This window comes from Brevundimonas sp. GW821-FHT10E09 (genome assembly GCF_058809375.1).
In genome coordinates, this window is record NZ_JBXASO010000020.1 from 1 (window position 1) to 16,646 (window position 16,646).

18 protein-coding genes are annotated in these 16,646 nt (G+C 66.8%); 8 read left to right on the forward strand and 10 right to left on the reverse strand.

All coding sequences use genetic code 11. The annotated features are described in order from the left end of the window. Positions 1 to 134 precede the first annotated feature (134 nt). Positions 135 to 1,151 (forward strand): tRNA dihydrouridine(20/20a) synthase DusA, encoded by a 1,017-nt coding sequence (dusA, locus tag AC1RSI_RS15350; protein WP_154725649.1) that lies wholly within the window; start codon positions 135 to 137, stop codon positions 1,149 to 1,151. Between the two features lie 155 nt (positions 1,152 to 1,306). Beyond that, on the forward strand, positions 1,307 to 1,876 hold the full coding sequence (locus tag AC1RSI_RS15355; RefSeq protein ID WP_154725648.1) for a 3D domain-containing protein: 570 nt from the start codon (positions 1,307 to 1,309) through the stop codon (positions 1,874 to 1,876). Positions 1,877 to 1,950: 74 nt separating this feature from the next. Here AC1RSI_RS15355 and AC1RSI_RS15360 read toward each other — a convergent pair whose 3' ends face one another. The 4 genes from AC1RSI_RS15360 to AC1RSI_RS15375 form a co-directional block, all read right to left on the reverse strand. Next, positions 1,951 to 2,841: a hypothetical protein gene (locus AC1RSI_RS15360; protein WP_154725647.1), complete on the reverse strand. Its 891-nt coding sequence runs from the start codon at positions 2,839 to 2,841 to the stop codon at positions 1,951 to 1,953. A gap of 89 nt (positions 2,842 to 2,930) precedes the next feature. After that, positions 2,931 to 3,254, reverse strand: a complete 324-nt coding sequence (locus AC1RSI_RS15365; RefSeq protein WP_035306808.1) for an Mpo1-like protein — start codon at positions 3,252 to 3,254, stop codon at positions 2,931 to 2,933. A gap of 38 nt (positions 3,255 to 3,292) precedes the next feature. Further along, on the reverse strand, positions 3,293 to 5,197 hold the full coding sequence (locus tag AC1RSI_RS15370) for a DEAD/DEAH box helicase (protein WP_008260808.1): 1,905 nt from the start codon (positions 5,195 to 5,197) through the stop codon (positions 3,293 to 3,295). Between the two features lie 162 nt (positions 5,198 to 5,359). Next, positions 5,360 to 6,121, reverse strand: coding sequence for an SDR family NAD(P)-dependent oxidoreductase (locus tag AC1RSI_RS15375; protein ID WP_154725646.1), 762 nt, complete (start codon positions 6,119 to 6,121; stop codon positions 5,360 to 5,362). Between the two features lie 148 nt (positions 6,122 to 6,269). On the opposite strand from AC1RSI_RS15375, the gene AC1RSI_RS15380 reads away from it, so the two are divergent. Continuing rightward, positions 6,270 to 6,479, forward strand: a complete 210-nt coding sequence (locus AC1RSI_RS15380; RefSeq protein WP_196066337.1) for a flagellar basal body rod C-terminal domain-containing protein — start codon at positions 6,270 to 6,272, stop codon at positions 6,477 to 6,479. Positions 6,480 to 6,504: 25 nt separating this feature from the next. Here AC1RSI_RS15380 and AC1RSI_RS15385 read toward each other — a convergent pair whose 3' ends face one another. Continuing rightward, positions 6,505 to 8,391: a methyl-accepting chemotaxis protein gene (locus AC1RSI_RS15385; RefSeq protein ID WP_230307551.1), complete on the reverse strand. Its 1,887-nt coding sequence runs from the start codon at positions 8,389 to 8,391 to the stop codon at positions 6,505 to 6,507. A 72-nt stretch (positions 8,392 to 8,463) separates the two neighbouring features. Further along, positions 8,464 to 9,171 (reverse strand): winged helix-turn-helix transcriptional regulator, encoded by a 708-nt coding sequence (locus AC1RSI_RS15390; protein ID WP_154725644.1) that lies wholly within the window; start codon positions 9,169 to 9,171, stop codon positions 8,464 to 8,466. Positions 9,172 to 9,229: 58 nt separating this feature from the next. On the opposite strand from AC1RSI_RS15390, the gene AC1RSI_RS15395 reads away from it, so the two are divergent. From AC1RSI_RS15395 to AC1RSI_RS15410, 4 genes are all read left to right on the forward strand, one after another. Beyond that, complete coding sequence (locus AC1RSI_RS15395; protein ID WP_154725643.1) at positions 9,230 to 9,676, forward strand: VOC family protein; 447 nt, start codon at positions 9,230 to 9,232, stop codon at positions 9,674 to 9,676. Positions 9,677 to 9,689: 13 nt separating this feature from the next. Further along, positions 9,690 to 10,148 (forward strand): SRPBCC family protein, encoded by a 459-nt coding sequence (locus AC1RSI_RS15400; RefSeq protein ID WP_154725642.1) that lies wholly within the window; start codon positions 9,690 to 9,692, stop codon positions 10,146 to 10,148. Between the two features lie 11 nt (positions 10,149 to 10,159). Further along, positions 10,160 to 10,507 carry a DUF1428 domain-containing protein gene (locus AC1RSI_RS15405; RefSeq protein WP_008261111.1) on the forward strand — a complete coding sequence of 116 codons (348 nt, stop codon included), beginning with the start codon at positions 10,160 to 10,162 and terminating at the stop codon, positions 10,505 to 10,507. An 82-nt stretch (positions 10,508 to 10,589) separates the two neighbouring features. Next, positions 10,590 to 12,533 (forward strand): ATP-binding protein, encoded by a 1,944-nt coding sequence (locus AC1RSI_RS15410; RefSeq protein WP_008259951.1) that lies wholly within the window; start codon positions 10,590 to 10,592, stop codon positions 12,531 to 12,533. Here the strand turns inward: AC1RSI_RS15410 and AC1RSI_RS15415 are convergent, their stop codons facing one another. The 3 genes from AC1RSI_RS15415 to AC1RSI_RS15425 are packed head-to-tail and all read right to left on the reverse strand — an operon-like array spanning position 12,534 to position 13,988. Then, a complete protein-coding gene (locus AC1RSI_RS15415; protein WP_040349226.1) occupies positions 12,534 to 12,980 on the reverse strand; it encodes a hypothetical protein in 447 nt (148 codons plus the stop codon). Between the two features lie 32 nt (positions 12,981 to 13,012). Further along, positions 13,013 to 13,753 (reverse strand): extensin-like domain-containing protein, encoded by a 741-nt coding sequence (locus AC1RSI_RS15420; protein ID WP_008260616.1) that lies wholly within the window; start codon positions 13,751 to 13,753, stop codon positions 13,013 to 13,015. A 55-nt stretch (positions 13,754 to 13,808) separates the two neighbouring features. Continuing rightward, positions 13,809 to 13,988 carry a DUF2256 domain-containing protein gene (locus tag AC1RSI_RS15425; protein ID WP_035307813.1) on the reverse strand — a complete coding sequence of 60 codons (180 nt, stop codon included), beginning with the start codon at positions 13,986 to 13,988 and terminating at the stop codon, positions 13,809 to 13,811. Positions 13,989 to 14,226: 238 nt separating this feature from the next. On the opposite strand from AC1RSI_RS15425, the gene AC1RSI_RS15430 reads away from it, so the two are divergent. Beyond that, entirely contained in the window at positions 14,227 to 14,490 is a 264-nt protein-coding gene (locus AC1RSI_RS15430; protein ID WP_008259051.1) for a DUF2798 domain-containing protein, read from the forward strand. Positions 14,491 to 14,532: 42 nt separating this feature from the next. Here the strand turns inward: AC1RSI_RS15430 and rpoD are convergent, their stop codons facing one another. Further along, complete coding sequence (rpoD, locus tag AC1RSI_RS15435) at positions 14,533 to 16,479, reverse strand: RNA polymerase sigma factor RpoD (protein WP_008262412.1); 1,947 nt, start codon at positions 16,477 to 16,479, stop codon at positions 14,533 to 14,535. Between the last annotated feature and the right edge of the window lie 167 nt (positions 16,480 to 16,646).

The window sequence follows — 16,646 nt, forward strand, 5'->3', positions numbered from 1 at the left end:
AGACCTCAGGAATGAGGGGTCCTTATTCGACGCCGATCACACCGCTAACGGGGTCCCTTTTCCACGCCGATCCACAGAAAAACGCGTAGAAGCGTCGGCGACCAACGTCTACAGACCACCTGAAACCACACAAAATGTCGATAAATCAATCACGTCGGCTGTCCGTGGCCCCGATGATGGACTGGACCGACCGTCATTGCCGGGCCTTCCATCGCGTCCTGACGGCGCGCGCCCTGCTCTATACAGAAATGGTCACTGCGCCGGCCGTCCTGCATGGCGATCGGGATTATCTGCTGGGCTTCGATGCGGTCGAGCATCCGGTCGCCCTGCAACTGGGCGGTTCGAACCCGACGGAACTGGCCGAGGCGGCCAAGGTGGGCGAGGCCTATGGGTATGACGAGATCAATCTGAATGTCGGCTGTCCGTCGGATCGGGTCCAGTCCGGCAAGTTCGGCGCCTGCCTGATGCGCGAGCCGGAGCTGGTGGCCGACTGTATGGCGGCGATCCGATCGGCGGTGTCTATCCCGGCCACGGTCAAATGCCGGATCGGCGTCGATGATCAGGAGCCGGAGGTCAGCCTGTTCGCCACGGTGGACGCCTGCGCCGCCGTGGGGATCGAGGTCTTCATCGTCCATGCGCGCAAGGCCTGGCTGCAGGGTCTGTCGCCCAAGGAAAACCGGGACGTGCCGCCGCTGGATTATGATCTGGTGCGCCGGCTCAAGCGCGAACGGCCGCATCTGAACATCTCCATCAACGGCGGGATCGCCAATCTGGACGAGGCCGAGGCCCATCTGGCCGAGACGGACGGGGTGCGGCTGGACGGCGTCATGATGGGTCGCGCGGCCTATCACGAGCCGGCCATCCTGGGTCAGGCCGACCGCCGACTGTATGGCGCCGACACGGCGGATGTGGACGCCTTCGCGGCCCTCGACCGCTACCGGCCCTATATCGCCGCCCGGCTTGAGGAGGGAGTGCGCCTGCCCGCCATCACCCGGCATATGCTGGGCCTGATGCACGGCCGTCCCGGCGCGCGAGCCTTCCGCCGCATCCTGACGGTCGAGTCGATCCGGGCGGACGCGGGGCTTGAGGTGCTGGACAGGGCCGCAGAGGCGGTGCGCGAGGCCGAGGCGCGTCGCGAAGAGGCCGCCTGAAGGTCGATAAAAGGCGTCGTGTTTTCCTGTAGTTGGAGACTCGGCGGCGCGCTGGGGCGACCGCATGGAGCGCCGCGCCCCTTTCTAGCCACAAGTTAACGCGACAAACCCGGCGCCGGCGGCGTTGGGAGCCGGCGCTTCAATGAGCAAACCGGATGATCGGCGCTTCCGCTGCCTTCGCCATGATGTGGGCCGCCATGTCCTCGCTTTCGAGCGGACCGGTCCCTTACAATGTCGCTGTCGCGGCGGATGCAGCCAGGGTCGAAACCCCGGCGCCCGAGATCGGTTCCACCGACGCCTCGCCCGAAATCGCCTCTGATCTGGACGCTGCCCAGGCCGAGCTGATGGCCGGCGATCCGGACTGGCGCGCTTCGGCCCGCCTCTATCACGCAGGCGGCGGCGGGGCGACGGGCAATGACTCCCTGGGTTGCCGCCCCATCGCCATGCGCACCGTCGCGGTCGATCCCCGCGTCATTCCCCGCCGCACCAAGCTGTTCATCCGCGAGACGGTCGGCCTGCGTCTGGCCGATGGTTCGATCCATGACGGCTATTGGTACGCCTCCGACACCGGCGGCGCGATCAAGGGCCAGAAGATCGACCTCTACACCGGTCATGGCCGGGGCTCGATGGCCCAGGCCCGTCGCCTGAACATGCAGACCCTGACCATCGCCGACGCGGGCCGTTTCGACGGCTGCCCCCCGGCCTGGGAAAACGCCTCCAACTAAATCGCAGCCGCGATGAAAAACGCCGGCGCGCCTCGCGGCCGCCGGCGTCTTCGTGTCTGCGGTTCGGGCTGACCCTATTGCAGTTCGCTGACCTTCAGCGTCGACTGCACCATGTCGTCGCCATAGGTCCCGACCCAGACGTCGTAGCGTCCGGCCTGGGGATTGGTGATCAGGACCTTGGGGTTCACGCCGCCGCCGCTGTCGTCATCGCAATACCAGCGCCCGTTCGGCGTATTGATCAGAAGCGTGGTGTCCTCGGACGCCTCGACCAGGAAGGTCAGGTCCAGATCGCCGGGCTCGAAGAAGACCTGATAGTCCGCCGCCGCGCTGACCTTGCCCTCGCACCCCGACTTGGCCGCAGAGGCCGGGATCGACCCGCCCGCCAGGATCGCCTTCTCATGGGGATCGGGCGTAAAGCCCGAACGCAGCCTCACCGAGCCGAAATTGGGCTCCAGGTCCGCATCCGGCGCCCCTGCGGCGCTCGTCTCCGATCCGCCCAGTTCGCTGATCTCCAGCGTCGACTGGACCATCCCGTCGTTATAGGTGCCCAGCCAGATGTCGTACCGCCCGCTTTGCGGGTTCGAGATCAGCACCTTCGGATTCAGGTCGCCGCCGCTGTCGTCATCACACAGCCACTGTCCGCTGGGCGTATTGACCAGAAGCGTCGTGTCCTCGGACGCGACCGCGCGGACGGTCAGATCCAGATCGCCGGCCTCGAAGTTCAGTTGCAGATCCGGCGCGGCGCTGACCGACCCCTCGCATCCCGACTGGGCGGCCGAGGCGGGCACGGAGCCGCCGGCCAGAATGGACTTGGTCCAGGGATCCGGCGTGAAGCCGGTCTCCAGCGTGACCTCGCCGTAGTTCGGATCGAGGGTGAAGTCCGGCTTGGCGCCGCTCTTCTGTGCGAGGCTGACGCCGGGCGCGAACGCGAGCGCGGCGCCGGCGACGATGGCGATGATCTTCATGGGGTCGATGTCCCTGCCCTGCGGCCTCCCGCCGCGGAGCGAACATATCCGCTTCCCGGCCACGGCACAGCTTCAAATCTCAGGGATCGCTAGAAACGACGCCTGCCCGTGACCGTCTCGAAGAACAGGCGGAAGTCGCCCATCAGGCTCCACAGCGGATACTGGAAGGTCGCGGGGCGGTTCTTCTCGAAGAAGAAATGCCCGACCCAGGCGAAGCCGTAGCCGATCAGCGGCATGGCCAGCAGCCACCAGGGATTCAGCGTCAGCAGGAAGCCGACGAAGGCCAAGACCACCAGACCGGTGCCGACCACATGGATCCGCCGGCAGGTCCGGTTGGAATGTTCGTGGATGTAATAGGGATAGAAGGCCTCGAACGAGGCGTATCGACCCTGGGGTTCGGGCGGCGCGTTCATGGGCGGAGGGTGCGCCTCCGCCCATGATCAGGCAAGCCCTAGGCCTTGGGCTTGAATCCGGCCTTCTTGAAGCCCGGCTTGGCCTTGAACGGCTTCTTGGCGAACGGCTTGTCGCCGGCCGCGTTCGAGCGCGGGTTCTCGCCGCCGGCGTCGGCCTTGGGCGCCCAGGGTTTCTTCTTGAACGGCGGCCTGGCGTCGCCCTCGCCGCCGTCGGCGCGCTTGTAAGGCGTCTTCTTGAACGGGCGGTCGCCGTCTTCACGACGCGGCTTGCCGGCGCCGGCGAACTTGCCCGCCTTCATCGAGCCCGGGGTCGGGGCTTCCGAGGACGTGATCTTGACCTCGTCGTTCGAGGCGGCGACGGCCTCGCGGAAGGCCTTCTCGTGGGTCTTGGCGATCTCGAACCGCGTCTCTTCCGGGAAGGTGCGGATGGCGCCGATCTGGGGCTTGGAGATGCCGCCGATACGGCAGATCAGCGGGATCAGCCATTTGGGGTCGGCGTTCTTGTTTCGGCCCACGTCCAGGCGGAACCAGACCACGTCGTCCGCGCCCAAGCGGTCGCCCGGCCAGGGCTGGGCGGCCGTGCCGTCTTCGTTGCGCACGGTGCGCTCGCGCTTGACGGGGCTGCGATCCGAGCCCGGATCAGACAGTTCTTCCGGCGCAGGCTGCTCCTTGCGCAGCAGACGCACCAGGGCGGCGGCGATCTCGTCGGGCGTGCGTTCGGCGATCATCCGCTTGGCGACGATCATGTCCTCATCGGACACGTCGGCCTCAAAGAACTCGGGCGACAGCAGACGGCCTTCATCGGCCTTGCGGATCTCGTCGAAGGTCGGGGCGCCGGACCAGACGGCGTCAATGCCAGCCTCGTCCATCAGACGCTCGGCCTTGCGGCGGCGCGAGTGCGGCACCAGCATGACGGAGACGCCCTTCTTGCCGGCCCGGCCCGTCCGGCCCGAACGGTGCAGCAGGCCGGCGCGGTTCATCGGCAACTCGGCGTGGATGACCAGGCCGAGGTCGGGCAGGTCCAGACCGCGCGCGGCCACGTCGGTGGCGACGCAGACACGAGCCCGCCCGTCACGCAGCGCCTGAAGCGCGTCGGTGCGTTCGCGCTGGCCCATCTCGCCCGACAGGCTGACGGTCGAGAAGCCGCGCTCCAGCAGAGAGGCCTGGAGGTGGCGCACGGAATCCCGCGTCGAGCAGAACACCATGGCGCGCGGCGCCTCGTACCAGCGCAGGGTGTTGACCACTGCGTGTTCGATCTCGTTCGGGGCGATGCGATAGGCGCGGTATTCGATGTCGGCGTGCTGACGCGACTTGTCCGTCGCGTCGATGCGCACCGCGTCCTTCTGGTAGCGCTTGGCTAGGGTGACGATCTCGCGCGCGATGGTGGCCGAGAACAACAGGGTGCGGCGTTCGGCCGGCGCATGGTCCAGGATGAACTCCAGGTCCTCGCGGAAGCCCATGTCCAGCATCTCGTCGGCCTCGTCGAGGACGGCGACCTTCAGCTCGGACAGGTCCAGATTGCCCCGGTCGATATGGTCCTTCAGACGGCCCGGCGTGCCGACGACGATATGGACGCCGAAGCCCAGGGCGCGCGCTTCACGCCGCGCATCCATGCCGCCGACGCAGGTGGCGATCTTGGCGCCGGAGTCGGCGTACAGCCATTGCAGCTCGGCTGCGACCTGCATGGCCAGTTCCCGCGTCGGGGCGATGGCCAGGCACAGGGGGGCGCCGCCCGGACCGAAGATCGGCTTGTCGCCCAGCAGGGTCGGGGCCGCGGCCAGACCAAAGGCGACCGTCTTGCCCGAACCGGTCTGGGCCGAGACCAGCAGGTCGCGTTCGGCGTATTCGCCTTCCAGGACAGCGGCCTGAACCGGGGTCGGCTCGGCATAGCCCTTGTTGACGAGAGCGCGGTCGAGCGCGGGATGGACGGCGGGAAAGGGCATCGGCTACCTGGGACAACGGACAAGGCGGTCATCGAAACGACCGCGCCCGGCCGAGGACAGTCCTCAGGCCGGGCGAGTAATGCCGCTCTATACACGGATAAAGGCGCGAGCGGGGCGAAAAACGCCGTTCACCACGACGCCCCGCTCAAGAACGACCCCGGATCAGACCTTGAACGACAGGAAACCGTCGTCCACCGCCACCGTCGAGCCATTGATGGCCGAGGCCGCGTCGCTGAACAGGAAGGCCACCACGCTGGCGACCTTTTCGGGCTGAATCAGTCGATTGTGCATATGCTGGGCGGCCAGGGGGGCCTTGGCCGCCGGGTCGTCGCCCAGGATCGGGGTGTCGATGAAGCCCGGCGCCACGCCGACGACCCGGATGCCGTATTCGGCCAGTTCCAGCGCGCCTGATCGGCTCATCGACACCACGGCGGCCTTGGCGGCGTTATAGTTGAAGCTGCCGCGCGCGGCGATGGAGCCGTAGATCGAGGCCGTGTTCACGAAGGCGCCCTTGGCGCCTAGCGCGACCATCTTCCTGGCCCCGTAATACAGACCATAATAGACGCTGTGCTGATCGACCTCGATCACCTTCAGATAAGAGGCGGGGTCCATCTCAAGGAAAGGCTTCACCAGGCCGATGCCCGCATTGTTGAACATGCCGTTCAGCGTGCCCAGTTTCTCGACCGCGAACTCGACCAGGGCTTCGACCTCCTCCGCCTTGGAGACATCGACCTTGTAGGCGAAGGCCTTGCCGCCGCGGTCCTGTGTCAGGGCCCCGACCTCTTTCGCCACGGCCTCGGCGCCGTCCAGGTTGAAGTCGGCGACGATCAGGTTCGCCCCCTTCTCGGCCAGGGCCAGACAGGCCGCTCGCCCGATTCCGCTGGCTCCGCCCGTGACGATCAGGGCTTGATCCTTCAGTTCCATGGCGAGGGTCTCCTTCAATAGACAGGACACCGGATATGGAGGCGCCGGGCCGGGATGAAACCCGATCCGCGAGATTTCGTCGTTCACCCTGTTTGTTTCCCGGGCGTTGACGGAGAGCCTTCAGACTGCAGGGCTGAAGGAGACCGTGATGCAGGTTATGCCCATCGCCGCCGGCGGAATGATGAACGCCCAGTCCCGCTTCGTAGCCAGTGCGCGTCGCACCGCGACCGCGCCTCTCGACAACCTCGCCGTCGAGGCGGTCGAGCGTATTCAGGCCAAGACCGCCTTTGCCGCCAACGCCGCCGTGATCCGCACCGCCGACGATATGAGCGGAACCCTGCTGGACATGCTGGCCTAACGGTCGCCGGCGGCGGTCCCCCGGTCTAGAATTCTTCCCAGCCGTCCGCTGACGGCGCCGCCTGCGCCTTGGGCGCCGCGCCGCCGCGCCCAAGGGTCTTCAACGCCGCCGCCATATGGGGCGCCCGCGCTGGCGCTGAGGCCTGAGCCTGAGGCGGCGTCGATGCGCGCGCCGCCGGCGCGCCGACCTGGAATTGCGCCACCGACGCCTGCAGCGCCTCGGCGTCCTGGGCCAGAGACTGGCTGGCGGCGGTCGATTGCTCGACCATCGCCGCGTTCTGCTGGGTGACCTGGTCCATCTGGTTCACGGCCGTGTTGACCTCGGCCAGACCCAGGGCCTGCTCCTGAGCCGAGGCCGAGATTTCCGTGACCAGGGCGTCGATTTCGGCCACCCGATCCACGATCCGTTGCAGGGCCTCGCCGGTCTGACCGACCAGTCTGACGCCCGAGCCGACCTGATTGGTCGAGGTCGAGATCAGGGTCTTGATCTCCTTGGCTGCGTCGGCCGAACGCTGGGCCAGGGCCCGCACTTCGGAGGCCACGACGGCGAAGCCGCGACCGGCCTCGCCCGCGCGGGCCGCCTCGACCCCGGCGTTCAGGGCCAGCAGATTGGTCTGGAAGGCGATTTCGTCGATGACGCCGATGATCTGGCTGATCTGCTCGGAGGAGCCTTCGATCGCCTGCATGGCCGAAACCGCGTCGCGAACGATAACGCCCGAGGTTTCCGCATCGCCCTTGGCGGCCTGAACCACGTCCGAGGCCTGGCGGGCGCCCGAAGCCGTCTTCTTCACCGTGGCGGTGATCTCATCGAGGGCGGCGGCGGTTTCCTCCAGGCTGGCGGCTTGCTGTTCGGTGCGGCGCGACAGGTCGTCGGCGGCCTGCGAAATCTCGCCGGCGCCCGAGCGGATGCTGGCCACATTGCCGACCACGACCGACACGGCCTGCTGCAGCTGGGCGATGGCGGCGTTGAAATCCGACTTCAGCTGTTCGGCGCGCGGGGCGACCTCTGCGGTGAACCGGTGGGTCAGGTCGCCGTTGGACATGGCCGCAAGCCCCTGGCCCAGAGCCGTCAGGGCGACACGATCCTCTTCGGCGATGCGCGCCTTCTCGGCTTCGTTGGCGCGATGTTCGGCCTCGTTGATGGAACGCTGAGACTGGGTCTCGGCCTCCAGCCGAATCTTCTCGGCCGCATTGTCGCGGAAGGTGCCGACCGAGGCGGCCATGCGGCCGATCTCGTCGCCACGCCCCTGGGCGGGAATGACGACCTTCAGGTCGCCGGCGGCCAGTTGATCCATGGCGCGTGTCATGGCCACGATGGGCTGGCTGAGCGCCCGCACGAGCCACAGGGTCATGGCCGCCGCCACCAGCAGGGCCAGCACCCCGCCGATCACCAGGGCGGCGTAGCCGCTGTTGAAGGCCGTGCGCTTCTCGGCGTTCTTGCGGGTCAGCACGCCCTGCGTCTGATCGTCGATCGACTTCACGGCAGCGCGGACATCGGTCAGGCGGGCTGTTGTGGTCAGTTGCGACACCGCCTGCGACCGCTGGGCCGGATCGCGGGCCAGGTCCATCAGGGCCTGCGACTGCTGGTTGAAGGCGGCGGCCGCCGCCGTCATCGCATTGAACAGACCGGCGTCGACGCCGTCGGCGTCGCTTGTCTTCAGAGACTGGACAGCCTGATCGAAGGCCGTCTTCGATTCAGCGTATTTCGTCAGGGATTCCGCCTCGCCCGTCGCCACATAGGAGCGCATGGCGTTCTGCTGTTCCACGGCGGCGGCCAGGGTCCGGTCGGCGGCCCGGCTGATCTGGGTGGCCGATCGTTCGGCGTCGTCAGATCGCTGCAGGGAGACCAGGCTGAACAGGACCACCAGGGTGGCCACACCGCAGGCGCTCATCATGGCGCCCAGGGCGATCATGAGTTTGATGGAAATAGACAAGGACTTGAGCACGTCCGCCTCCAAAGCAACCTGAGAAGGCTGTGCTAAGGCTCAGGTGTTACCAAACCTTGCTAAGGCCACGCTTTCCGTCGCTTTTTCCGGGAGGTGGAAGAAGTCGATGAACCGCTCGAACACCCCCTGGTCTCCGTCAATCGTCATGTCCGCCGCCAGGGTCGAGAGCGGAGCCTTGCCGTAGACGGCGGCGGCGAGCAGCGGCGGCCGGGTCGTCACCGTCACGTCCGCGCCCGCGATCTGGCCGCGCTGCGCCTGAAGACGACCTTCGGACACCGTCACCTGGAAGCTCTCGTCGCCGAAGATGAAGCCGAGCGCCATGGCGGCCTTCCCGGCCCGGCCGGCGTCGAACATCGTCTTGAACGACAGCATGATCGAGACGGCGCTGATCGGCAGCGTCGGATCATGCGCCGGCGACCGTGCGGCCCAGCGGCCCAGAACCAAAAAGACCGGTTCGATCTCATACCCCCAGTCCGTCAGCTCATAGACCTGCACCGAGGCCGGCGGCGGCAGCTTGCGGCGACGCACCACGCCCGCCGCCTCCAGTCCCTCCAGCCGTTGCGTCAGCACATTGGCGGACAGGCCGCAGAGATCCTTTCTCAGATCACCGAACCGACGCGGACCCATCATCAGTTCACGCACCACCAGAAGCGCCCAACGCTCGCCCACCAGATCCAGCCCGTGCGCGGCGCCGCAGGCGTCGTGATACCGCCGACCCGACTTGGTAGTTACTTTTTCTAACTTCATGGTTGACTGTTCTAATCTCACACGGCACGGTTAGCAAACATAGGGAGAGGAGAGACGTATGACCCAGCTGATTTTCATCAATCTGCCCGTCGCCGACCTGAACCGGTCCATCGCCTTCTATGAAGCCGTCGGCGCCACGAAGAACCCGATGTTCAGCGACGATACCGCAGCCTGCATGGTCCTGTCGGACGTGATCCACGTCATGCTGCTGACCCACGACAAATGGCGCACTTTCACCGATCGGGCGATCCCCGACGCCCACGCCTCGGCCCAGATGCTGCTGTGCCTGTCGCGCGACAGCCGCGACGCGGTCGATGCGGTGGTGGCCCAGGCCGGGGCGGCCGGCGGAACGGCGGACCCCAACAAACCTCAGGACTATGGCTTCATGTATGGCCGCAGCTATGCGGACCCGGACGGCCACATCTGGGAGACCATGTGGATGGATCCCGCCGCCGTCGCCGCCGGCCCCGAAGCCTTCGCCGCCCATGAACTGACGCCCGTCTGACCGGAAGGCCGATATGTCCGACCGTTTCGAACTCAGCGTCACCCGCCTGATCCAGGCCTCGCCCGAAGCCGTGTGGAAGATCTATGTCGAGCGGACCGGGGAATGGTTCTGCCCCCGGCCCTGGACTACGCCCGTCGTTGATTGGGACCTTCGCCCCGGCGGCCGCGCCAATGTGGAGATGCGGTCGCCCGCGGGCGAGCGCCACGCCTATTCCGGCGTCTTCCTGGAGGTGGTCCCCGGCCGTCGGCTGGTCTCGACCGGCGCGCTGACCGAGGGCTGGCTTCCGCAGGCGGGCGAGATGAACTTCGTCCGGATCGACACCTTCGAACCCGAGGGCGAAGGCACACGCTATGCCGCCGTCGCCCGGCACTGGGATGAAAAGGCGATGCAGGCCCACCGCGCCATGGGCTTCGAACAGGGCTGGGGCGCCGTCGCCGACCAACTGGCCGAACTGGCCGAGAACAACAGCTGAGGAGGACGACCATGACCTATGTGACCGGCTTCGTGACCCCGGTGAAGACGGCGGACAAGGACGCCTATCTGAGGTGCGCCCAGGCCGCCGCGCCCATCTTCAAGGAGTTCGGCGCCCTGGCTGTCGTCGAGAACTGGGGCGCCGATATTCGCGACGGCAAGCACACCGACTTCAAGATGGCGGTGAAGCTTGAGCCCGACGAAACCGTGGTCCTGTCCTGGATCATCTGGCCGGACAAGGCGACCGGCGACGCCGCCGAGAAGAAGATGATGGAGGATCCGCGCTTCCACGAGATGGAGATGCCCTTCGACGGCAAGCGGATGGTCGTCGGCGGCTTCGAGACGATCTTCGAAGCCTGAGGTCGGTCGCCCTCCGCGACCGTCCGTTCACCCCGTTGCAATATCTTCGCGGCAGACTTGGTCTTCCACGGGGAAGCTGCCCATGCCGAGCGGTCAGACGACGGACATCGCCACATTCGATGTGGCGCAGTTCTGTCAGGCGGTCGAACATTCGCCCATCGGCACGGCCGTATTCGGGCTGGACGGCGTCTGGCTGAACGGCAACGCCGCCCTGCGTCGCTTCCTGGGGTACAGCAGCGACGAACTCAGGACGGTCAATTTCCGGGACGTGACCCATCCCGACGATCTGGACGCCGATCTCGTCCTGTTCGAACAACTGACCTCCGGCCGCATCCCGTCCTACGAGATCGAGAAACGCTATATCCGCAAGGATGGCGGCGTCGCCTGGGCGGCTCGCACCGTCTCCCTGGTTCGCAGCGCGGCGGGCGAGCCCCTGTTCTATATCTCTCACGTTCAGGACATCGCCGGCCGCAAGGCGGCGGAAGCCGAGCGGCTCAAGCTGGCCGACCGCGCCACCCTGGCCGCTCGCGCCGCCCATATCGGAATCTGGGAACTGGACCTGAACACCAACGCCCTGTCGTGGTCGCCGGAGATGTTCGACCTCTTCCTCACCCCGGCGCCGGACGTCCTGGACCTGGCATTCTTCACCAGTTTCGTTCTGGAGGATGATCGCGAAACGCTCCAAAGAGACACCGCCGCCGCCCTGAACGGCCTTCTGCTGGACACCGAGTTCCGCATACGCCGGACGGACGGAGAGATCCGGCACATCAAGGGATTCGGCAGCCTGGAGCGCGGCGTCGGCGGCGCGCCGGACAGGCTGGTCGGCGCCAACTGGGACGTCACGGAAATGCGGCGGCTCGCCGAACGGGCCGAGGCGGCCAGTCGCGCCAAGTCCCAGTTCCTCGCGGTGATGAGCCACGAAATCCGAACGCCCATGAACGGCATACTCGGCATGACCCAGGCCATGCAGGCCGATCCCCTGCCGGCCCTGCAACGCGAACGCCTGGACATCGTCGCCGAGTCCGGCGCCGCCTTGCTGACCATCCTCAACGACATCCTTGACCTGTCCAAGGTCGAGGCCGGCAAGATGGAGCTGGAAAGCGTGGCCTTCGATCTGGGGATACTGCTGGGCAATCTCCGCTCGACCTATGCGTCCACCGCCGACGATCAGGGCCTGATCCTGGCGCTGGATCTCGGCGACGCCGCCGGCCTTTATCGCGGGGATCCGACCCGCCTGCGGCAGATCCTGTCGAACCTGATCTCCAACAGCCTCAAGTTCACGGCTCGGGGCCGCATCGACATCGCGGCGCGCCGCGACGGCCAGACCCTGGTCCTGACCGTCGCCGACACAGGCGTGGGCATGACGACCGAGGTCATCGCGCGCATCTTCAATCCGTTCGCCCAGGCCGACGCCTCGACCACGCGCCAGTTCGGCGGCACGGGACTGGGCCTGTCGATCGTGCACGAATTGACCCGGCTGATGCAGGGCCGGATCGACGTCGACAGCCGGCCGGGCGAGGGGTCCCGTTTCACCGTCGTCCTCCCCCTGCCCTGGCTCGGCCCAGCGGTCGGAACGCCCGCCCCGTCCGCCTCCGACGTCAGACAGGGCGACGCCGGTCTGCGGGTTCTGGCCGCCGAGGACAACGCCATCAACCGCCTGGTCCTGCAAACCCTGCTGGGTCAATTCGGCATCGAGCCGACGATCGTCGAAAACGGCGCCCAGGCGGTCGAGGCCTGGCTGGGCGGCGATTGGGACATGGTCCTCATGGACGTGCAGATGCCGGTCCTGGACGGTTTCGGCGCCGCCCGCGCCATCCGCGAACGCGAGGCCGCCCAGGGTCTGCCCCGTACTCCGATCATCGCCCTGACCGCCAACGCCATGCCGCATCAGCGCGACGAGTGCCTGGCCCATGGCATGGACGCCGTCGTCGCCAAACCCATCGACGTCCGCGCCCTGATCTCGGCCCTGGAGACGGTGGGCCAAAAGGGCGCGCATCTGACGGAAAGCGGCCGCGCCACCGCCTGATCAGCCCCGGGCCGCCTTGAGGTTCCGGGTCAGCGTCTTGCGGCGCGCGCCATAGGCCTGTTCCAGATCCGCCCGCTTCGCCTTCAGTGCTTCAAGCTGATCGTCGAGGGACGACGAGGCGGCCTGATGGTCGGCGTCCAGCCGGTCCAGCTCGGCTTGCAGTCTTTCGAGCTTCGCACGCCGGGCTTTCGACGGTCCCGCAGCCTTCGGCCTGGTCGCCTTTCCGATCTTGCCGACATCGATCGCCAGGCCGCGCTCGATCACCTCGCCCGGCGCCGCCAGGGCGGCGTCATGGTCGGGGCCGCCGCTCAGTTGGCTGGCCAGGCCCGTGGCGAACAGGTCCTGCTTCGCCCCCCAGGCCTCCAGCGCCTTGGGGCGCGAGCTGGCGGCGACGGTGAAGGCGTGAAATCCGTCCGACCAGGTGAAGACCTTCAACCTCGGCGCCATACGACTGTCCCTCTGGCGACCGGATCGGCGCCTTAGCGGCAGAAACGCGTGTCGGTCGCTTCCAGATGCAGGTGGTCATAGTGGACTGCGTTGTAGTCGGGGCTCAGCACCGTGCCGAAGATGCGGCAGGCGTCGTCGCGGATACGGCGCAGGAACCTGGCCTCAGGCGCGTCGCCATTCCAGTCGGCGGTGACGCTAATCCGCCGCCCGTCCCTCAGCCGCACCCCTGCGAAATCCAGGGCCGCCGCCTGGGCGTGGGCGCTGACCCGGCTGGACCCCACACCGTTGTTCACATTGCGACAGGCGTAGGCCCCCATATGGTCGATCTGGACCACGTCCGACCCCAGAATCTGGCGCGCCGCCGGCTCCAGCGACTGCCGCCGCCAGATACTCAGGGCCAGGGCCGTCTGGCAGGTCATCTGCACATCCCCCGGCGCCATCCGCGCCACCGTGCCCATGTCGGGCCCCAACGCCCCGCCCTGTCTCAGGCCGCAGACGGCGCTGTTCTGACGGTCCTGCGCGGGGCTGAACGTCACGCGCGCGGCGCTCAGTTCGGCCAGGCATCGCCCCAGGTCCGCGCCCACGCGCACCACCGCCCCCTGGGTTCCCCCATCGACGGGCCGGTCGATCAGCCCCCCGACCAGGGGCGCAGGCGTCCGTCCCGGATAGGGCGACGGCCGCAGCGGCTCGGGCGCGCGCCGCACGCAGCCGCTCAGGATCAGCAGGACCGCCAGACCGACCGACACACGCATCATCAGGACATTGGAAGCCATCGCCCGAATCCTATCCGATTCCCGATGGCGCGTCGGTCACGAGGCGGAGAGCCGTCTATCGCCGTTCCGGGGCGGCTCCGGCGGCCCGACACCGATCCGAACAGAACCGCACCTGATCCCAGTCGCGCGCCCACTTCCTGCGCCACGCGAACGACAGGCCGCAGGCGACGCAGCGCTTTTGCGGCAGGTCGGCCTTGCCGGGCGCGCAGCCCAGATTGACGTGTTTTCGACCCATCAGACCCCAGACCAGCAATTCAGGACGACGGCAAGTCCGACCTATTCCTGCGCCCCTGGTGGCCGTTCCAGAGAAAGGTCGGGCCTGTTGCGACCACCCCGCAAACTGATATATGCGCCCCGTCGCCCAGGCGATCGTAAGCGTCTCACGTCAGGCAACGCATCCATCCCGGTTTTCGGCCGGGGCCGGACTTTCCGGCGGATGCCCATTGCCGAAGACCAAATTGAGAGACGCACACATGCACCCTCACCCTGCGATCATCCGCTTCCGCCGACTGCCCGCGCGCTATGCGCCGGTCATCATGCCCCTGATCCTGTCACTGTTCATGACTTTCGTGGTCTCGGCCATCGCCACGACGCGCAATCTGGGCTTCGTTCCGGCCTTCCCCTCCGCCTGGATGCAGGCTTGGGGCCTGTCTTGGCTGATCGCCTTCCCAGTGCTGCTGCTGATCCTGCCGCTGGTTCGGCGCATCGTCGGCTTGGTCGTCGAAACGCCCAGCTGACGGCAAAAGGGGCGGCCCTTTCGGCGCCGCCCCTGCTCGTCTTCAGCTGTCCAGGAAGGACCGCAGCTTCCGCGACCGGCTGGGGTGTTTCAGCTTGCGCAGCGCCTTGGCCTCGATCTGACGGATCCGCTCGCGCGTCACCGAGAACTGCTGGCCGACTTCCTCCAGCGTGTGGTCGGTGTTCATGCCGATGCCGAAGCGCATCCGCAGCACCCGTTCCTCGCGCGGCGTCAGGGACGCCAGCACGCGGGTTGTGGTCTCGCGCAGGTTCGACTGGATGGCGGCGTCGATGGGCAGGACGGCGTTCTTGTCCTCGATGAAGTCGCCCAGATGGCTGTCTTCCTCGTCCCCGATCGGGGTTTCCAGCGAGATCGGCTCCTTGGCGATCTTCAGGACCTTGCGCACCTTCTCCAGCGGCATGGCCAGCTTCTCGGCCAGCTCTTCCGGGGTCGGCTCGCGGCCGATCTCGTGCAGCATCTGGCGGCTGGTGCGGACGATCTTGTTGATCGTCTCGATCATGTGCACCGGGATGCGGATGGTCCGCGCCTGGTCGGCGATGGACCGAGTGATGGCCTGACGGATCCACCAGGTGGCGTAGGTCGAGAACTTGTAGCCGCGGCGGTACTCGAACTTGTCGACCGCCTTCATCAGACCGATGTTGCCCTCCTGGATCAGGTCCAGGAACTGCAGGCCGCGGTTGGTGTATTTCTTGGCGATGGAGATCACGAGGCGCAGGTTGGCCTCGACCATTTCCTTCTTGGCCTGACGGGCTTCGCGCTCGCCCTTCTGCACCGTCTGGACGATGCGGCGATAGTCGTCGATCGGCAGGCCGGCTTCCAGGGCCACAGCGGCGACGTCGGCGCGGATGGTGGCGATCTGGCTGGCTTCGTTGTCGCTGAACTTGGTCCAGCGCACGCCCTGTTCCTTGATCCGCTCGGTCCAGGTCGGGTCCAGTTCGGCGCCGAAATAGGCCTTCAGGAATTCGGGACGCGAGATGCCGTAGCTGTCGGCCAGGCGCAGCAGGCGCCCTTCCAGACCGATCAGGCGTTTGTTGATCGCATAAAGCTGCTCGACCAGGGCCTCGATACGGTTGTTGTTCAGCTTCATCGTCTTCAGACGATCCGAGATGGATTTCGTCAGCGTCTGATAGGCCTTGGAGTCCTTGGCGCTCAGCACCTCGCCCTTCAGGCGGGTCTGGACCAGCTTGTCCTGCAGCCCCCGGAACTCGCTGAAGTCGGCGGCGATGAGGTTCAGCACCTCCATCACCCCGTCGCGCAGCTCGGCTTCCAGCGCCGACACGGACATGCCGCCGCCGTCGTCGAAATCATCGTCATCGTCGTCGTCTGACTCGGGCTTTTCTTCAGCGGCCGGCTTTTCTTCAGCCTCTTCTTCCTCTTCCGCCTCGGGCTGGACGGCGCCGGGCAGGGACGAGGGGTTCAGCACGCCATAGGTGGCGTCCAGGTCGATGACTTCACGCAGAAGAATACGGTTGTTCTCAAGCTCGTCGCGCCACACCATGATGGCCTCGAAGGTCAGGGCGCTTTCGCACAGACCCGAGATCATGGCGTCGCGACCGGCCTCGATCCGCTTGGCGATGGCGATTTCGCCCTCGCGGCTCAGCAGTTCGACCGAGCCCATTTCGCGCAGATACATCCGCACCGGGTCGTCGGTGCGGTCATAGGCGGCCTTGGCGGGCGCCTCGGCGACGGCGGTTCCGGCGGCGGCGGCGACGTCGGTGGACTGCTGCTCCTGCGCGTCCTCCTCGGCCTCGACGACGTTGACGCCCATTTCGGACAGCATGGCCAGGGTGTCTTCAATGGCGTCCGGCGTGACTTCCTCGGACGGCAGGACCTTGTTCAGCTCCTCCATCGTCACATAGCCGCGCGCCTTGGCCTGTTTGATGAATTTCTTGACGCCGGCGTCAGTCAGATCGAGCAGGGGGCCGTCGGTCGTAACCTCGGCGTCCTGCGTCTCGGTCTGTGCGTTCATAGTCAGTTCGTCTCCGGCCGGAGGGGGTGATCAATCCACCCCGGCGAAAAATACAATGCCTGGCGAGGCGTAAGGTTACGCGCCCACTCTGTCTTCCCAAGTCGTTCCGGCTTTGATCGCATGGCGAAGCATGTTCCGCGCGGCCTTCCGCCGACGAAACGCTCCAT

Coding starts and splice junctions, on each gene's coding strand:
- AC1RSI_RS15360 (WP_154725647.1), bottom strand. CDS start 2,841: ATGAAGATCATCGCCATCGTCGCCGGCGCCGCGCTCGCGTTCGCGCCC.
- dusA (WP_154725649.1), top strand. CDS start 135: ATGTCGATAAATCAATCACGTCGGCTGTCCGTGGCCCCGATGATGGAC.
- AC1RSI_RS15425 (WP_035307813.1), bottom strand. CDS start 13,988: ATGGGTCGAAAACACGTCAATCTGGGCTGCGCGCCCGGCAAGGCCGAC.
- AC1RSI_RS15370 (WP_008260808.1), bottom strand. CDS start 5,197: ATGCCCTTTCCCGCCGTCCATCCCGCGCTCGACCGCGCTCTCGTCAAC.
- AC1RSI_RS15420 (WP_008260616.1), bottom strand. CDS start 13,753: ATGGCTTCCAATGTCCTGATGATGCGTGTGTCGGTCGGTCTGGCGGTC.
- AC1RSI_RS15375 (WP_154725646.1), bottom strand. CDS start 6,121: ATGGAACTGAAGGATCAAGCCCTGATCGTCACGGGCGGAGCCAGCGGA.
- AC1RSI_RS15380 (WP_196066337.1), top strand. CDS start 6,270: ATGCAGGTTATGCCCATCGCCGCCGGCGGAATGATGAACGCCCAGTCC.
- AC1RSI_RS15390 (WP_154725644.1), bottom strand. CDS start 9,171: ATGAAGTTAGAAAAAGTAACTACCAAGTCGGGTCGGCGGTATCACGAC.
- rpoD (WP_008262412.1), bottom strand. CDS start 16,479: ATGAACGCACAGACCGAGACGCAGGACGCCGAGGTTACGACCGACGGC.
- AC1RSI_RS15405 (WP_008261111.1), top strand. CDS start 10,160: ATGACCTATGTGACCGGCTTCGTGACCCCGGTGAAGACGGCGGACAAG.
- AC1RSI_RS15410 (WP_008259951.1), top strand. CDS start 10,590: ATGCCGAGCGGTCAGACGACGGACATCGCCACATTCGATGTGGCGCAG.
- AC1RSI_RS15400 (WP_154725642.1), top strand. CDS start 9,690: ATGTCCGACCGTTTCGAACTCAGCGTCACCCGCCTGATCCAGGCCTCG.
- AC1RSI_RS15355 (WP_154725648.1), top strand. CDS start 1,307: ATGATCGGCGCTTCCGCTGCCTTCGCCATGATGTGGGCCGCCATGTCC.
- AC1RSI_RS15385 (WP_230307551.1), bottom strand. CDS start 8,391: ATGATCGCCCTGGGCGCCATGATGAGCGCCTGCGGTGTGGCCACCCTG.
- AC1RSI_RS15365 (WP_035306808.1), bottom strand. CDS start 3,254: ATGAACGCGCCGCCCGAACCCCAGGGTCGATACGCCTCGTTCGAGGCC.
- AC1RSI_RS15430 (WP_008259051.1), top strand. CDS start 14,227: ATGCACCCTCACCCTGCGATCATCCGCTTCCGCCGACTGCCCGCGCGC.
- AC1RSI_RS15395 (WP_154725643.1), top strand. CDS start 9,230: ATGACCCAGCTGATTTTCATCAATCTGCCCGTCGCCGACCTGAACCGG.
- AC1RSI_RS15415 (WP_040349226.1), bottom strand. CDS start 12,980: ATGGCGCCGAGGTTGAAGGTCTTCACCTGGTCGGACGGATTTCACGCC.